Below are 17,338 nucleotides of genomic sequence, written 5' to 3' on the forward strand. Positions count from 1 at the left end.
TTTGATTTAGCGGTTACAGGAGATACCACAATTGGTGGTACGAATATATCAACAGATGAAGATAGTCCAGTAATAATAGATGTCCTAGCCAATGACACAGATGCAGATGGTGATAAACTGGCAATCATTAAGATAGATGGGCAAGATGTAAGCGATGGACAAGCCGTGAGTATCACAGATGAAAGTGGAAATACTTTAGGAACTGCAACATTGACAGCTGATGGAAAAATAAACTTTATACCAGATGAACATTTACAAGAGATGAATGATGGTGAACATAAAGATGTAACATTTGATTATACAGTTTCTGATGGTAAAGGTGGTGAGGCTACTGCTAATGTTACTGTGGATGTTACAGGTAGTAATGAACAAATAGTAGGAACAAGCGGAAATGATAATCTTGTTGGTACGGTAGGCAATGACACCATCACCGGAGGTGAGGGAAGAAACTTCATTGATGCAGGAGCAGGCAATGATACTGTAAATATTACAGAAGGAGATGGCCGAGCGAATTATGAAATTGTACGAGGTGGTGAAGGAGATGACACTGTAGTATTTAAGGGTAACAGAGATGATTATACAGTGAATCATGAAGATGCAAATGGAAGATTTATGATAGAGAATATAGATACCCGAGAGAATCAATATATCTATGATGATGTTGAAAACATCAAGTTTGCAGACCAAATAGTAGAAACACACGATGATCAGGGGAATGTGAATGCAGATTTTGTTAATGATGTTGTAATAGGAAGTGCTGAGAGAGATGTTATCCATACAGGAAGTGGTGATGATGTTATAAATTCAAGGGCTGGCAATGATTATATTTCAGCTGGAGTAGGTAATGACACCATCACCGGAGGTGAGGGAAGAAACTTCATAGATGCAGGAGCAGGCAATGATACGGTAAATATTACAGAAGGAGATGGCCGAGCAAGTTATGAAATTGTACGAGGTGGTGAAGGAAATGACACTGTAGTATTTAAGGGTAACAGAGATGATTATACAGTGAATTATGAAGATACAAATGGAAGATTTAGAGTAGAAAATATAGATACCCAAGAGAATCAATATATCTATGATGATGTAGAGAATATCAAGTTTGCAGACAAAACAGTAGCAACACATGATACAGATGGAAATGTAATATCTGATTTACAAGCACCAGATATCACAAAACTGGCAATTACGGATATTGTAGATGCTACGGGTGATTATAGTTCGGTGGCTATGAAAGGTACAGGTGCAGAAGTAGGAAATACTATTACACTTTATGATGAAGATAAAAATGTAGTTGCATCTACTACAGTAGAAGATGATGGTACTTGGAGTGTTGATATTAGCAATCTTGAGAATACTGCTGTGAATGATAATGAATTTTTTAATGTTACAGAAACAGATGCCTCAGGTAATGTTACAGCACATACAGATTCTACTCAATATTGGCATGGAACTTATACATCAGCCGCAACGGAAGCTACAGATGATTTTGTTTTGATGGGTGAAGGTAATGATACATTGCATATTGGTGCTAATGATGCAAATAATCATCTCTTTGTTGATGGGGGACTAGGGAATGATACTGCTAAACTTAGTGGTAATATGGCTGATTATACTATTGCAAATGTAAATGGAAATATTGTAGTTACTGATATTAGTGATGGTGTGAAAAATGGTGATGTTGTTGAATTGAAGGATGTTGAGACTATTAGGTTTGCAGATGGCAAGTACGATGTCGCAAGTGACACATTAAATAGTTATGCAACAGCATCAAATGACACTGTAACTACAAACGAAGACACAGCCTACACATTTACAACTGATGACTTTGGTTACTCTGATGTAGATGGAGATGCTATGCACTCTGTTAAGATTACAGATATATCTGATGGTGGGTCTTTAACATTAAGTGGAAATGCAGTTACAGATGGGCAAGTAATTACAGCGAGTGATATTACAAGTGGTAACTTAGTCTTTACTACTACAGCAAACAGTGAGACAAACCAAAACATTAACTTTCAAGTTTCAGACAATGGAACTGATTGGAGTAATGAAGCAGAAACAACTATAATAGTTGATGCAGTGGCTGATACTCCTACTGTAAATGTTGATTTAGGTGAGATGGTCATTAGTGAATCCAATACTGGTATTGAGATGAAAGATGCAGATGTTCATTTTTATGAAGATGGAAATGGTGGGGATGCAGATTTATCTGATAATAATAATCAAGTTGTATTTGGTAATGGTTGGGAACAAATTAAACTTAATGATGGAGATGATACGGCTATTGTAGGTAATGCTGCTGATGATTCTCAGTTTGATGCAGGTGACGGTAATAACAAAATCGTTCTTGGTGATAATTGGGAAGATGTAAAGCTTGGAGATGGTAATAATTCAATTCTTGCTGGTGATGGTGCAAGTGATGGGAAAGCTAAACTTGATGCTGGAGGGGATGGTGATAATAATATTATATTAGGCGATAATTGGAATGAGATAAAAGGTGGAGATGGTAATGATATTATAAATGTCGGAGATGCTGCGTCTGACAAGGGGCTAATTGATACTGGTGATGGTGACAATGTTGTAACTATTGGTGCAGGTTGGCAAGAGATAAAAGGTGGAGATGGTAATGATACTGTTATTTTTAAAGGATCTAGTGATGATTTTACTGTTGATGATAAGGGCGATGGAAAAATAGAAGTAACCGATAACGCAACTGGTGCAGTGACAAAACTTGAAGATATAGAAAATGTTGCATTTGGTGGAGAAGATATAAATTCTAATGTTCATTATTCATACAATCTAAATATTGATGCAGCATTAAGTGATACTGATGGGAGTGAGAGTTTAAATGTTTCTGTTAATGTACCTGATAATGCAACATTGAGTAATGGTGCTGGAGATAATATAGTAGTTACAGATGGGCAAGCTGTTTTGACTGCTGATCAACTAGATGGATTAAAACTTGTAAGTGATACTCCTTTGACTGCTTCAGATGATATAAGTGTGACAGCAACGGCAACAGATGGTTCAAGTACAACATCTACAACTATTCTATATGATATGGGCGAAACAATAAATATGTCAGATAGTGATCAAGAATCAGTAACTGGAACAGATGCAAATGATACCATTTACATGGGTACAGGTCAGCAACAGCAAGTCGAAGGTGGAGCAGGTGATGATACCATAGATGTAGCAGGAAAAGATTTTAAAGCTTATGGCGAAGCTGGAAATGATACTTTTAAAATTGACTCGAATGATTTTAATGATGGAGATTTTAGTGGAAATGATTCTATCGTTGATGGTGGTGAAGGTTTAGATGGTCTTGTCATAAGTGATGATATGAATCTTAATTTTGATGCACTCAAAGATAATATTGATAACATTGAGAGTATAAATCTTGATGATGGTGCGCAAAACATTACCTCATTAAGTGTTGATGATGTTTTAAATATGACAGATGATGACAACATTATTCGTATCGATGGTGATTCCTCTGATAGTATTAGTCTTGATACGGATAAAGATGGAAGTGGTGAGTGGAAATTGGGTGATTTTCAAACAGACGCTGAAACAGGTCAAGAGTATCAAGAAGTCACAGGAGTAGCAGATGATGGTTCTTCTGTTACCTTAGAAATAAGTACTGATATTCATGTAGATGAGAGTTGATGGCGCAGATTGGTCAGGATAGTTTTGAGTTTTTACAGCACCAGTTCCAATTTACAGATGATGCAAAGCAGAAAAGATACTACCTAGAAGAGGCTGCACTCAGTGGTTATAGAGCTGCCTATAAAGAGTTAGCAGTTTCGTGAATTGAACAAATAAAAGGAAACACTACTTCCTTTTGCTAAACCTTCGCTTTCTATTTTAATATCTCCGTGAATAAGATGAGCCATTTTTTGGCTCAAAGAGAGTCCTAGCCCTGTTCCTTTATGCTGTTTTTGCATCACATTTTTTACTTGGGTAAAGTCAGAGAAGAGGAGGTTTATATCTTCTTTGGATATACCTATTCCGGTGTCTGTAATGCTAATAACGATGGAACTTTTTTCACGTTTTATGTCGATGGTAATGTCGCCTTTGTTTGTAAACTTGACTGCGTTTGAGAGAAGGTTGATTATGATCTGTTGGAAGATCTTTACATCGGTTTTATAAGCTAGGTGCTCAAGTTGATGTGTTTCAAGTTTGAGTTGCAGGTTTTTGTCCTGAATAAGTGGCATTAAAATATCTATGCTCTCATTTACGAGTGTTATTAAGTCTGTATCCTCACAATGGACATCCATTTTTCCTGCTTCTATTTTCGTAATGTCTAAAATGCCGTTTATCATCTCAAGCAGGTAGTGCGCAGAAGATTCAATGTTGGCAATGCTGTCTTGTTGCTCATCACTGAGTTTTTCATAGGCTATCATAAGCTGTGTTGCACTGATGATTGCGTTTAGCGGAGTTCTTAGCTCATGTGACATATTTGATATAAAAGCTGATTTCGCTTTTGAGACGGACATTGTGTTTTCAATGAGTCGTATTCTCTCGAGTTGCAACTCTATCATAGTTGCGATAGCATCATAAAATCGTCTCTCATTTTCATCATAAAAATGCTCAAATTCAAAGATAATAGAACCATAGTAAATCTTTTGCTTGTTCGTAAAATCATTTACATACAAATCAATGCTTATGTTTTCATCTGTGTTATTTTTTTGTTCTGAAAATGCAAGATTTGGATTAGATGTAAGTGTTTTTATCTCCTCTAAAGAGTTTACTATACAACTACGCTCATCCTGCGTTTGGATAATGGTATTAAAGAGATTTATAAGGTCAATGAACTGTGAAAGTCTGCGTTTATTTTCAGCTTCAAGCTCTAAAAGTGCGCAAGATGTTGTTTGCAGCATTGTGTTAAACGCAGCGCTTAGGATTTGTATTTCATCATTGGATGTTGTCACTATCTTTTTAGAGTAGTCTTGTGTTTTTGTTATCTCTTTTGTTGTTCTTGTCAGTTCTTCAATAGGGTGAATAATCTCTTTTGAACGTTTATATGCAAAATATAAAACGATGATAAAAACAAAAAGCGACATCAAAAGAATAAAGCGGACAAAATCATATAGACTGCTGAGTGCTGTCGTTTTATTGACTGCATAAATAAGATAAAATGGCTCTTTAAAGAAGGCTATTTTCTTATAAACTGTAACATATTTGTTTGTAATAATGCTATGTTTATTGTTACTAAAATGAATTTTTAAATGTAGATTATAACCAATAGATATTGGGCGATGTGGATTTACAATATAAGAGTAAATAGTATCTTTGTCTATTAAAAATGGCTTTAGATTATTTAAATCATACTCTAAAATGAGATAACCAAGTATTTTTTTGCTATCGAATGATGCTTGGATTTGTGAATAAAAGTAGAGTTTCTCTTGTTTTAAAAAATATCCATTTTTGCCTAGTTTTATGGAAGTATGAAATGGTTTGAGTAAGAGTGCTGCGTTTGAAGAAGCTGTAATTATTTTATGACTGTTTATTACAAATAAATTTGTTGTTCTCCCTATGTCATGTACTTTTTTCTCTAACAGTCTCGATATTTTTTTATCTATGTCATCTGAGAGTACTTCATCCATAATATCAAGAGAAGCTAAAAATTCCACATCTTTTTGGAGTGTGAAGAGATGTCTGTTCATCAGTTTGAGGGTTATTTGCATTTGGTTGTATTTCTCATCAACACTCTGTTTGAGGAGTTTTGATTCTGTGAGAAACATTGTGTACAAAAGTAAAATGAGAAAAGGAAAAAGCCCAATAAACAAAAAGCTCAAAAAGAGTTTTTTTCGCAGAGAGTTTGCAATCATTTAGTCACTCCATCTTAGTAATATATGCATATTTTTCTCGATATTTTTCATCTCAACATAGCCAATAGCTCCATCTACTTTGTTCAAAAATGCTTTGACACTTTTTTGGGAATGTAAACTCAGCGGTGGACGGTGTCCGAGATAGTGCTGTTTCATCCAGTATATTTTGAGTCTGTTGTAGTTCATGTGAAGTATGTGTTTGTTAAAACTTTTGCGTATGGAGTTGTCTGCTTCAAGGTTGATGGGGAGCAGTTTCTTTCCTTTAAGGTAGTGCAGTTTTTTGAGGTAAATTGCTTTCATTTGTGTTTTTGTGATTTTACCTAATTCAGTCCTTGTTACTACGGCATACTCGTTTGCATATAAAAGAAGTGTCATGGAGTGCAGCCAAAGTAGTGTGAGTATTGTTTTCATCAAAACAGCACCGAAAAAGATATGAGCACTTTGTTAAATTTTGAGAGTGAATGGAGTTGGTATTCGGCTTTGAGTGCTACAGGGTAAGTTGGTCTGTATGTGTAGGCAAAAACACCAAAAGTATCATTTGTATTTGAAACTTTGTCATCATAGGCTTCAAAGCGGACTATGGCACTCTGTTTTAGTGTAACTCTGTAGAGTCCTTGAATATATAAAGCATAGGTAGTTGCTGCACCATTAGAAGAGTTCTGATGTCCAAGTTCTGAGAGAATTTGATAGTTAAGTGTATCATATTTGAGGGCAAGATTTATATAGTAAAGATTCTGCTCCTCTTGAGATTTTTTTTCATAGTCATCGTCATTTTCGTTGCTTTTTTCTGTTTCATTAGTTTTTTCTGTTTGGAGTTCTTCATCTATTAGACGGTAGAGTTTATTAAAGTATCCTAGATTGAGTTTTGAAGTGAAATTATTATGATTATAAGTAATTCCAATTCCATAATGCTTGTTAATTTTATAATTATTGTATTTGTTATCCAAATCGTCATTGTTTTGAAGCATTACATCAATTTTGATTTCATCCTCTTCAATAGTGGTAAATGAGCCATACACGCCTGTTGTAAATTCAGGAAATATAATATTTGTACTAATTGGGTCTGATGTTGTATCTCTTAAAACATTAATTGGCAGTAAATTCCAGAATCCTATAGGTGAGATGTATTTTCCTACACGCAGAGCAGTATTGTCGTTAAAAGCGTAGTTAAGATAGAGTCTTTCGAGATATAAACGTGTATCTTTTTGTTGGGATGAAACATCATCTTTTACTTGTTGCGTGTAGAGATTTTTGTATTCAATTTCAGCCATATAAGAGAAACGCTGATAGTTTCCATAGCTTAAAAAAGCAAGGTCTTCTATGCTGTATTTTACTTCTTTATTGCTTTTTTTGTATTCAGCTGAAGTATAAGCACCAAAATATATGGGGAGTGGACCTGCTTGAATCCCATCGCCGAGAGTATAACTCTCTTTTGCATTTAAGAGAGTTATAAGTAGCGTAAGAAAGATGAATAGAAGTTTCACAAAGCCCCTTTATATTACTTTTAAGTATAATAACACCTTATGTGTTAAGAATAAATTATACCTATGGATTTGGCCCATTATGACAATCATAACAGCTTACTTGATGCCCTTTGGCAAAACTTTTTGTTCCATGTTCAATCGTTAATGTTCTTGCACTAAATGTTTCAGAAAGTGCCGAACCTCTGTAGTTACTTCCGTGGCATACTTTACATTGTGCCGAGTTATGCTCTGCTACATCTTTATGTTGGCTGACCCAGTCTTGACCGATTGTATGCATACCGTGTGGTCCGCCTGTTGTTGTTTGCGGCATAGTAGAGTGGCATGAAGTACATTCAGCTATGGTACCGCTGTGACCTTGAACATTTATACTTTGCAAGTTATCTACTTGATGACTTGTCGGAAATATTGCATGGGTTGAACCATGACATGCTGAACATTGTAATTTTCCGTGACCCGTTGAGTAACGGTACATACTGACACCTGCTTGTGGTGTGTCCGGATTTGTTGCAAATCTTGTATCTAGGGCATTTCTAAGTATTCCATTTTGTAGTGCCGAAGTGTAACGGTTACCATTTTGGTGACATGCTTGACAGTTTGGTTCATCAAGCCATCCTGTTCTGCTGGCATTTCCTACATCACTGAGCGTTCCATGACAACTTTGACACTGCATAGCCAACTTACCATTTGCATCTTTTGCAGAACCCATAGCACCTCTAAGACACTGTGTAGTTGAACCTGGATGACAACTATAACATGCATTTCTGTTTGCAGAGTCATTGAGTTTCATTCCATTTGCAGGATCTATGACATTTGCATGACGAGAGTGTAGGGCAGTTGTCAGAGCTAACGCATTTCCAACGCCTTTTGTTCCAAGGGCATTTGAACTGTGACAAGCTGCACAAAGTACCGGTGTACCGGCTTTTGCTGTATCATAAAGACTTGATTTATAGATGTATCCACGAGATTTGAGTGTATTTAAATCAGCTTGAGATATCAACTGTTTTTCATCGTGAAGTTTCAAAATATTAAATTTAAAGTCTTTTATCTTGTCTGGATTATTTTCCCAGCCTGCAATTGGTTTTGCATCTGTTGATGTCGCATTGCTCGCATGACATTTCGCACAGTCCATCTCATCACTGACAGGAAGTACGATATTTGCAGAAGCGAGTACCACACCGCTTGTATCTTTGGCTATTACTTTTACCATAGGGTAGTAATTCGTAGTGTTGTCATCATCACGGTTAATAAGAGGAAGAGCCATTGCCTCAAACCAATTGAGATTTGAGTTAAACTGTAAATTGTGTGGTGTTAGTGATGGTGTATGATTTCCTGTAAGACCCACATCCGGTGTACTTGTTTTTCCTGGAAAAAGTTTCGTTAAATAGTTCCAGAAATTTGTTTTTGTACTACTGATAGTATTGATATGGTTGTTATATTTGTATGATTCATAAGTAAGTGTCACACCACTTGTGACATGTTTGTTTGATGTGCCTGCTTTGTTGATAAGCTGTGCATTGAGGTCATTGTAAGGGGGTAATATCGTAAAAACAGAAAAATCACTTCCATCCATACAGTGCATACCTAAGTCATTCCATGCAAGAAGTGTGTAAGAACCATTTGTGGTTGTTCCACCTCCTGTTGTACCACCACCTCCTGTCGTTCCTCCGCCGCCAGTAGTGCCTCCACCTGATGTGTCACCATCACCATCATTGTTATTCCCATCTTTTTTAAGATCTTTTTTATACTGATCTTTCTTTTTTAGAGAATCTTCAAAATGCTTTTTCGCATCCTCTTTTGTAACAACATCATTTTCGCTTGTTTGCGTTACCTGTGCGATTTCACTATTATTAAAATCTTTATTAATTTTTGAGATGTCAATGATGTCATTAGAGGGTTGCTTCGTAATAGTAATTCCATTACTTGCATTATGGTCACTGTCTGCAGTTTGTAAAACGCGTAAAATATTGACTACTCGAATGTCATTTACATCGTTTGTCCCGACAAGTTCAAGTGGAGTGACCACACTATAAGTTGACTCCATCTTTTTTGTTCCGAGCGTAGTGTTGCCTATTTTGAAAGTCACATTTTCATTAAGCTTATACTTAAAATATCCTTTTGAATCAGTTTTACCACTATAGGAGTTTGATTGATACTCCAAACCTTCCACCTCTTTATCTAAAAAGATTCCTACACTTGACACCGATGCTGTATTGCCTCCATCCGAGTTTTCTGAACTACCACCACAACCGGTGAGCGCAAGCAGAAGCGCGGATGTGAAAATTGTAATATGTTTCATAACATCTCCTTTGTTTTAAGGAATGATAGAAGATGAAAATGAAGATTTTATGAAGATTTGTTGATTTTGTACCCGACACCGCGAATATTTACTATAAAGTTTTTATTAGCCAATTTTTTTCGTAGATTTTTGATGTGGACATCAACAACATTGCTCTGTTTAATGGCATAGTTGTCTTTGTTGATGTGTTCGCTGAGTTGGTATCTTGTGAGGACTATATTTTGATTTTGCATAAACAACTCAAGTAGGTCGAACTCTGCTGATGTGAGGCTGACCTCTTCACCAGAGACAAATACCTGATGTGTCGCACTCTCAAGTAGGACATTTTGTACTTGTATTGTCGCTGATTTCTCTTTGGCATCTTTTCGCAACAGGACACGCATACGCGCTAAAAGCTCGATGTTGGAGTAGGGTTTGCAGAGGTAGTCATCCGCACCAGAGTCAAGAACTTTGACACGGTCGTCTATTTCTGAGTTTGCTGAGAGCATGAGGATGGGAACATCAATTTGTGTGTCGCGTATCTCTTTAAGGAGTTCAAGTCCATCGCCATCGCCAAGATTCCAATCAAGTAAAATGATAGCGTAGCTGTTTTTGTCGATGTACTCTTTTGCTTCATTGTAGCCAAACGCAATATCTGCGGCATATTTTTCATTTTTGAGGAGTTTTTGAAGCTGTTTTGCAGTGAGTGTGTCATCTTCTATTATTAATACATTCATCTTTTATATCCTAAACAAAACTTTTTTTACCGCTTTTGTCATACATATCTTTGTAGCGGAAAGTGATGAGATTTTGCATAATGGCAAAGAGGACTATGAAGTTTAAAAAGCTACTTCCTCCATAGCTAAACATAGGCAGAGGTACCCCAACAACAGGGGCGTAGCCTATGGTCATAGATATATTTACTCCCATATAGATAAATATCATAAAAGAGATGGCAGCGGTGACTACTTTTATAAAGTAATCTTTGTTAAATATACTTAAACTCAAAAGATGTAAAATTAAAAGTGCATAAATGGTGATAAGTCCAAGTGCACCTAAAAAGCCAGTACGCTCAACCACAAATGCAAAGATGAAGTCACTTGTAGCGATTGGCAGGAATTTCATCTGCGTTTGTGTTGCATCTTCTTTATCTTTTCCACTCCAACCGCCTGAACCGATGGCAATTATGGACTGTTGTACATGGTAAGATGGCTTTTCACTCAAAAAACTGGTAATGCGCTCTTTTTGGTAATCGTGGAGTAAAAATTTGTACGCAATAGGTGTAAAAAGTAGAACAATAGCAGCAATAGCAGCTAAAATTTTCCAGTAAATACCAACATAAAAGAGAATAGCAAAACCAATGAGCAGTAACACCATAGCCGTACCAAGGTCAGGTTCTTTTGCAATAAGAATAAAAGGGATAAAAATGTATAGACTTAGCTTTAAAAACTCTTTGAGTCTGTAGCCGTGCAGAGGTGGAGGGCTTTTATTTATTAGGTATGCAAGCATTAAAATAAGGGCAGGTTTGACAAACTCAGAGGGCTGCATCGTTGCGTTTATGAAAGGAATGTCTATCCATCTCTGTGCACCCAAACGAGAGTGTCCAAAGAACTCAACGGCAAGTAAAAGTGCAATGTTCGCCCAGTAAATAAAGGGAATAATCCAACTCATTCTACGGATAGGAAGGACAAAGATAATCAAAAAAGTGACAAAGGCAACACCGACATAGGCTACCTGTTTTTGAGCAAGTGCAGGGACAGCTTCACCAATGAGCCAATGAGACATCATAACAAGTGGAATTATAAGGATAATGGAAAGAAAGTCAAATTGTGATAAAATACTCTTATCAAATCTCCACAAGTTTATATCTCCATATTAAATTACTGTGATTGTAACATAAAGGTAACAAAGAATGATAAACACACAAGAGTATGTATGTACAAATCCCGAGCGTTTAGATACGTTTTTAACAGCACAAATAGGACAAACCCGTTCACAAATAGCAGGACTTATAAAACATGATTGTGTTTTTGTAGATGGCAAAAAAGTAGCGCGACCGGGTGTAAAGCTAAAAGTAGGGCAGAGCGTTAAAGTAGAGTTTCCTGAGGCGAAAAAAGAAAAAGCTCTTGATGTTGATTTTGATGTGGAGATTCTTTATGAAGATGATGATGTCTTAGTCATCAACAAGCCAAGTGGTGTAACAGTGCATCCCGCTCCTAGTGTCAAAGATGCGACTTTGGTTGATTGGTTGAAACATAAAGGTGTGCGTCTCTCTACCATTAGTGGTGAAGAGCGTCATGGAATTGTGCATCGACTCGACAAAGGAACAAGTGGGACAATGGTTGTTGCTAAAAACAATGAAGCCCATGAATTTCTCTCAAAACAGCTACAAGATAAGAGTATGGGACGCTACTACATCGCTGTTGTTACCCCTCCGTTAAAAGAAGATGTTACAATAGTAGAATCAAATATTGGGCGTAGTTCACATAACCGTTTAAAGATGGCATGTGGGCTTGAGCATGGTAAATATGCAAAAACAATGTTTAAACATCTTGCTCTAAGCGCAGATGAAAAAACGCAGCTTATCGCATGTAAACTTTTTACTGGAAGAACACATCAAATTCGTGTGCATTTAGAGAGTCTAAACCGTCATATTTTGGGTGATCATATATACGGACTAAGCCCTAAAGCAGAGAAATCGGAACGTATTTTGCTTCATGCATACCTAATATATTTTATTCATCCAACAACAAAAGAGAAGCTCTATTTTAAAGCTGATTTTGATAAAATAATGCAAGATACAATAACAAATAAATTTGACAAGGAGATTTTGAATGAAGTTATCGACACTGAGTATATTATGCGCAGCTTCCCTGCTGTTTCTTAGCGGCTGTGTTTCACTAAGCCCAAAACCACAGGAAAAGGCTATTGTTGACTCATCATTGCCTGTAGTTACTTTGACTAAACACGGGATTATTAGAGATATGAAAACTATTGCGTTTGAGTGGAAGAGTATTCAAGACCCTCGCGTAAAAGCAATATATGTTTACAAGAGAGATTTTTCAGATAAAGAGAATAAACAGATACACTATTTTGCGACAATAAATAATAGATTTCAAACGCATTTTGTAGACACTGCAGTAGAACCAGACAGACAATACGGCTATGTATTTCAGGTTGCTTCAAAAGATGCAGAGGGAGCACGCAGCCAAATCTTCGTTGTAAATACACTGCCTGTTTTACAGTCTGTGACTTGGATTCACTCTATACAGGGACTTCCTCGCATGGCGAAAATTATTTGGAGACCGCACGAGAGTGAGAGAGTTGAAAAGTACATTATAGAGAGAAAAACTTATGGCGATGAAGAGTGGCAGAAGATAGCGACTTTAGAGGGAAGATTAAACGCAGAGTATATTGATATGGATTTAAAAGATGATCATGTTTATCTTTATCGTGTACTTGTTGAGACTTATGATGGAATTATTTCTACACCTTCTGAAATTGTAAAAGTTGTGACAAAAGCTTTACCAAAGGGTGTTACACAAATAGATGCAACGAAAAATCTTCCAAGAAAAATTGATATAACATGGGAAAAATCAGATGCAAAAGATTTTGCAAGATACTATTTGTATAGAAGTGATAAAATTGACGGAGATTATGAACTTATAGCAAAACTTTACAATAATAGATTTGAAGATAAAATTGACAAAGACGGAAAAGCTTATTTTTATAGAGTAAGTGTTGTTGATAAAGATGGATTAGAGAGTGAAAATGCAAAACATACTGTTATGGGGATGACTTTAAGCAAACCACTAGCACCTGCAGCAGTAGAAGCAATGCATTTTAATGATAAAGTAATTTTAACATGGAATAAAAATGATGCAAGAGCAATATACTACAAAGTTGTTAGAAAACAAAAAGATGGCTGGTTTAAAGAGAATATTAAAAAATATGACCACATAGATACCAATAAATTTACTGATAGTGATATAAAACCAGATAGTACATATACATATACAATCTATGCAGTAGATGTAAATGGGTTAGTTTCTAAACCAAGTACGGAAGTAAAAATCATTACTGATGGATCAAAAGTGACACAAAGTAAGACACAAAACAAAACGAAAAGTGAGCCAAAAGTTGCACCAAAAGTCGCACCAAAAAGTACTCAAACGCAGGAGACAATTTCACCTGTGCAAGATTTAGATTTGAATGAGCTTTAATGCCACATTTACACATAAAAGAGTTTAAAGAGATAGAACTGCCCGCAGTTCAAGATGGGGTACATTTTAATTTTATTGCCCAAAATGCGAACCATGCTGATGAAAAGCTTATCTCTACAACGGTAGAGGATGAAGACTTTTTTCTTCTAGTAAAAGTCGAGGAGAATCGAAGTCTTTTAAAAACAGATAAGCTGACTCGTCCTGCATCTATACATAATGTGCATCGCGCACTTTTAGGATATGCTAAAGCAGCAGAACTAGAAGTTATTGCTTCAAATGTCCCTGAAGCGAAGCAAAATGTACATCTGCAAGAGGAGACGGCACTTAAAAAGATTGAGTTTTTTGCAGATAATTTTCCAAGTGATAAAGAGGTGCGAATAGAAGTTGGTTTTGGCTCAGGTAGGCATTTACTGCATCAGGCGGCAAGTAACCCTGATGTACTTTTTATAGGCATAGAGATTCACCGTCCATCTATTGAGCAGGTTTTAAAGCAAAGTGTTATTCAAAAGTTAGACAACTTACTTGTGCTTGATTATGATGCTCGTCTTTTTATGGAGCTTGTTCCATCTAATCTTGTAGGTGCTATTTATGTCCATTTTCCTGTACCTTGGGATAAAAAACCACATAGAAGAGTAATTTCAACTTCATTCATTGAAGAATCACGCCGTGTTTTAAAAGTGGGTGGTACTTTAGAGCTGAGAACTGATAGTGAAAATTACTATGCGTACTCTTATGAGACTTTTATTGCGTTTAATAAAACAACGCTTCATATAAATAAAAATAGAGATATAGCAGTAAGTTCCAAGTATGAAGATAGATGGAAAAAGATGGAGAAAAACATTTATGATGTAACTATGATAAATGATGAAGAGTCTGATATGCTTGAAGTAGTAGGTGATTTTTCTTTTGAGAAGTCTACTTTGAGCGATGAAGAGATAATAGCGCTACATGACAAAACATTTCGTTTTGAGGGTGGCTTTATTCATGTAGAGAGGGTCTATAAAACGCAAAGTGGCACTATGTTGCGTCTATCTATGGGGAGTTTTGATCGACCAGAACATCTTTATTTGCTTATTAATAGTAGTAAAGTAGATTATTATCCTCAAGAACCGCTAAAATCACGAAGTAATTTACAGGCACATAAAGAACTAGCTAGGATTTTAAATGGATAAAGTGATAATCGCAAATAATTTATCTCTTGCATATTCAAATGATGACACAATAATTAATAAAGTAAATTTTTCCGTAGATACTGGAAGTTTTATTTTTATTACCGGTGCAAGTGGAAGTGGAAAATCAACACTCTTAAAATCTCTTTATGGGGCATTGAAACCAATAGAGGGAAGTTTAGTAGTTGGTGGGGTTGAACTTAAAAGTGTTAGTAAAAAGAAACTGAATTTTTTGAGAAAACATCTGGGTATAGTGTTTCAAGACTATAAACTTGTAAAAGAGTGGACGATAGAGAAAAATATTATGCTTCCTCTTATTATTAATGGATATGAGAAAAGTGTAACACAAAATCAGGTTGATTCACTTCTAAAACATGTACGCCTGCAGCATCAAGCTGGGAAATATCCACAAGAGTTGAGTGGTGGGGAGCAACAGCGTGTGGCAATGGCGAGAGCTTTGGCACATAATCCTACTGTTATTTTAGCAGATGAGCCGACTGGTAATCTTGATGACTACTCGTCACAGCTTATTTGGAATCTTCTTGAAGGTGCAAATGAACAACTTGAGACAACTGTCATCGTAGTAACTCACCATATACCTGAGACGATGAAAGTTGAGTATAAACATTATCATATTGAGTCTGGAGATATACGTGAAGTCATTTAAAAATCATCTCTCTCTTGTTATCGCTTTAGTAAGTATTTTATTTACTATTCAGGTTTTTACTGTTGTTGATAGGTCTATTGATGCATATAAAGATAAATTAACAAAAAATTATTCGCTTGTAATTGTTTCGCAAAATAAACTACTTCCAAAAGAGCTGAAGGCAAAAGTCTCCACTATTGCAGATGTAATAGAGCTCTCTCCTGAGAGTGTGATTAAAAAACTTAATACAAAAATCAGTAAAAACAACATAGAGCTTTTAAAGGCAACTCTGCCAAGATTTTACAAGTTAAAACTTGCTATATATCCAAGTCCAGATGAGATACAAAAGATAAGAAAAAAATTACTAAAAATAAAATCAATCACTAAAGTGGAGAGCTTTTCTGCGACACATGACACGATTTATAATCTGTTGTTGCTTTTTAAAACGGTTATAAGTGTTCTTGCGTTCGCTATTTTAATTGTTACTGTGTTGCTTATCTTTAAAGAACTTCGTATTTGGCAGTTTAAGCATAATGAACGAATGAATATTATGAGTCTATTTGGTGCTCCTACATGGCTGCGTTCTGCTGTTTTATTTAGACTAGCTATTGTTGATGCACTCATTGCTTCTGTAGTTAATTTTGGAATTTTTTCATATATAGCATCGAGTAGTTGGGTGAGCCAAGAGCTCAAGACTATTGGTATACACATTGTTGTTTTTGATAAAGTAAATGATTTTTTAAGTGGGTTGGCAATCTCTGTCACACTCTCTATACTTTTGGCTGCGTTTATAGTTCTTGGACATAAAGAAGAGGTCTGATGCAATATATATTTTTGACTCTTTTTTTACTTTCAAGCACCCTTTTTGGGGGAACTAGTATTGATAAAAAGATACATAAAACAAGCTCAAAGCTACACTCCTACAAGAAAAACTATGTAAATATAAATAAAAAGCTTATACAGACTGCTGATGCTATTTTAAAACAAAAGCGTATGCTCAAACAACAGATAAAACAGTTAAAAGAGCTCAAAGCAGATCTTGCAACAAAAGAGCTGAGTTATAATGAAGATACAAAGCAGCTGAGACTCTTACGAAAATCACAGATTGCTTTAAAAAATAAACAAGATAAGATAGAAGAGAAGTTAGTCTTTTTTATAGCAAAGAGTGTCTCCTTGTCGGTTGTTTTAGAAGAGAAATATAGTCAAAATGAAGAATCACTTATAGAGGTAGAAGTTTTAAAGACAATGCTTAAATCCTCACAAAACGAAGTGAAAAAGCTTAATGGTCTCTTTTATGATAATGAAAAAAAAGTGAATTTATTGCAAAGTCATGCGACTACTTTGCAGTCAAATATAACAAAAATAGATCAAAAAAGAAAAAAAGCGATGCAAATAACAAAAGAGAATAAGCGTGCCTTAGCAAAATTAAAAAAAGAAAAAGCATCTTATACTCGGCAGTTAAAAAGAGTGATAAGAAGACAAAATAGTTTGAAAAGTGCACTTGAAAAGTTAAATATTGTAAAACAAGATAATATTAAAAAAGAGCGTGAAAGAAAAGAGCGGGAAGCTGCGTTTGCAAAACAGAAGATTGATCTTAATGAAAAGCTGCCAAAGGTCAAACAGCACGGTAATAGTTACCAGAGTGTCAAGACTATCCGTTACAGAGGACCTAGGACTATTGCACCTTTGAGTAGATATACCATT

The 17,338-nt window shown here is 35.7% G+C and carries 14 protein-coding genes; 8 read left to right on the plus strand and 6 right to left on the minus strand.

The features are described 5' to 3' along the window. On the plus strand, positions 1 to 3,672 hold a 3,672-nt coding region (locus MVY38_RS00130), incomplete at its 5' end, for an Ig-like domain-containing protein (RefSeq protein WP_297482039.1). Beyond that, the gene (locus MVY38_RS00135) at positions 3,672 to 3,815 is read left to right on the plus strand and encodes a hypothetical protein (RefSeq protein WP_297482042.1); all 144 of its coding nucleotides are present in this window, start codon (positions 3,672 to 3,674) and stop codon (positions 3,813 to 3,815) included. The genes MVY38_RS00130 and MVY38_RS00135, both read left to right, overlap by 1 nt. Here MVY38_RS00135 and MVY38_RS00140 read toward each other — a convergent pair. The 6 genes from MVY38_RS00140 to MVY38_RS00165 form a co-directional block, all read right to left on the minus strand. Continuing rightward, positions 3,801 to 5,837: an ATP-binding protein gene (locus MVY38_RS00140; protein ID WP_297482044.1), complete on the minus strand. Its 2,037-nt coding sequence runs from the start codon at positions 5,835 to 5,837 to the stop codon at positions 3,801 to 3,803. The two genes, MVY38_RS00135 and MVY38_RS00140, sit on opposite strands and share 15 nt — an antisense overlap. Beyond that, positions 5,838 to 6,248: a hypothetical protein gene (locus MVY38_RS00145; RefSeq protein ID WP_297482045.1), complete on the minus strand. Its 411-nt coding sequence runs from the start codon at positions 6,246 to 6,248 to the stop codon at positions 5,838 to 5,840. Next, positions 6,248 to 7,321 (minus strand): hypothetical protein, encoded by a 1,074-nt coding sequence (locus MVY38_RS00150; protein ID WP_297482047.1) that lies wholly within the window; start codon positions 7,319 to 7,321, stop codon positions 6,248 to 6,250. Before MVY38_RS00150 ends, MVY38_RS00145 begins: the two co-directional genes overlap by 1 nt. A gap of 61 nt (positions 7,322 to 7,382) precedes the next feature. Continuing rightward, complete coding sequence (locus tag MVY38_RS00155) at positions 7,383 to 9,617, minus strand: hypothetical protein (protein WP_297482049.1); 2,235 nt, start codon at positions 9,615 to 9,617, stop codon at positions 7,383 to 7,385. A gap of 47 nt (positions 9,618 to 9,664) precedes the next feature. Continuing rightward, positions 9,665 to 10,333, minus strand: coding sequence for a response regulator transcription factor (locus MVY38_RS00160; RefSeq protein WP_297482050.1), 669 nt, complete (start codon positions 10,331 to 10,333; stop codon positions 9,665 to 9,667). A 10-nt stretch (positions 10,334 to 10,343) separates the two neighbouring features. After that, entirely contained in the window at positions 10,344 to 11,456 is a 1,113-nt protein-coding gene (locus tag MVY38_RS00165) for an FtsW/RodA/SpoVE family cell cycle protein (protein ID WP_297482052.1), read from the minus strand. A gap of 52 nt (positions 11,457 to 11,508) precedes the next feature. Here MVY38_RS00165 and MVY38_RS00170 point away from each other — a divergent pair, with 52 nt between their 5' ends. The 6 genes from MVY38_RS00170 to MVY38_RS00195 all read left to right on the plus strand — a co-directional run. Further along, positions 11,509 to 12,483, plus strand: a complete 975-nt coding sequence (locus tag MVY38_RS00170) for an RluA family pseudouridine synthase (RefSeq protein ID WP_297482054.1) — start codon at positions 11,509 to 11,511, stop codon at positions 12,481 to 12,483. Beyond that, positions 12,431 to 13,819 (plus strand): hypothetical protein, encoded by a 1,389-nt coding sequence (locus MVY38_RS00175; protein WP_297482056.1) that lies wholly within the window; start codon positions 12,431 to 12,433, stop codon positions 13,817 to 13,819. The genes MVY38_RS00170 and MVY38_RS00175 overlap by 53 nt, the downstream gene beginning before the upstream one ends. After that, the gene (gene trmB, locus MVY38_RS00180) at positions 13,819 to 14,991 is read left to right on the plus strand and encodes a tRNA (guanosine(46)-N7)-methyltransferase TrmB (RefSeq protein WP_297482058.1); all 1,173 of its coding nucleotides are present in this window, start codon (positions 13,819 to 13,821) and stop codon (positions 14,989 to 14,991) included. Before MVY38_RS00175 ends, trmB begins: the two co-directional genes overlap by 1 nt. After that, positions 14,984 to 15,655: an ABC transporter ATP-binding protein gene (locus tag MVY38_RS00185; RefSeq protein WP_297482060.1), complete on the plus strand. Its 672-nt coding sequence runs from the start codon at positions 14,984 to 14,986 to the stop codon at positions 15,653 to 15,655. The genes trmB and MVY38_RS00185 overlap by 8 nt, the downstream gene beginning before the upstream one ends. After that, positions 15,642 to 16,454 (plus strand): cell division protein FtsX, encoded by an 813-nt coding sequence (locus MVY38_RS00190; protein ID WP_297482062.1) that lies wholly within the window; start codon positions 15,642 to 15,644, stop codon positions 16,452 to 16,454. Before MVY38_RS00185 ends, MVY38_RS00190 begins: the two co-directional genes overlap by 14 nt. Beyond that, positions 16,454 to 17,338, plus strand: an 885-nt coding sequence (locus MVY38_RS00195; protein ID WP_297482064.1) for a peptidase M23, incomplete at its 3' end; no start/stop codon positions are given. The genes MVY38_RS00190 and MVY38_RS00195, both read left to right, overlap by 1 nt.

The organism is Sulfurimonas sp., assembly GCF_027056685.1.
Lineage (GTDB): Bacteria > Campylobacterota > Campylobacteria > Campylobacterales > Sulfurimonadaceae > Sulfurimonas.

Excerpts from the sequence above, each read along its gene's own strand:
- MVY38_RS00135 (WP_297482042.1), top strand. The coding sequence starts at position 3,672 with ATGGCGCAGATTGGTCAGGATAGTTTTGAGTTTTTACAGCACCAGTTC.
- MVY38_RS00140 (WP_297482044.1), bottom strand. The coding sequence starts at position 5,837 with ATGATTGCAAACTCTCTGCGAAAAAAACTCTTTTTGAGCTTTTTGTTT.
- MVY38_RS00145 (WP_297482045.1), bottom strand. The coding sequence starts at position 6,248 with ATGAAAACAATACTCACACTACTTTGGCTGCACTCCATGACACTTCTT.
- MVY38_RS00155 (WP_297482049.1), bottom strand. The coding sequence starts at position 9,617 with ATGAAACATATTACAATTTTCACATCCGCGCTTCTGCTTGCGCTCACC.
- MVY38_RS00160 (WP_297482050.1), bottom strand. The coding sequence starts at position 10,333 with ATGAATGTATTAATAATAGAAGATGACACACTCACTGCAAAACAGCTT.
- MVY38_RS00170 (WP_297482054.1), top strand. The coding sequence starts at position 11,509 with ATGATAAACACACAAGAGTATGTATGTACAAATCCCGAGCGTTTAGAT.
- MVY38_RS00175 (WP_297482056.1), top strand. The coding sequence starts at position 12,431 with ATGAAGTTATCGACACTGAGTATATTATGCGCAGCTTCCCTGCTGTTT.
- trmB (WP_297482058.1), top strand. The coding sequence starts at position 13,819 with ATGCCACATTTACACATAAAAGAGTTTAAAGAGATAGAACTGCCCGCA.
- MVY38_RS00185 (WP_297482060.1), top strand. The coding sequence starts at position 14,984 with ATGGATAAAGTGATAATCGCAAATAATTTATCTCTTGCATATTCAAAT.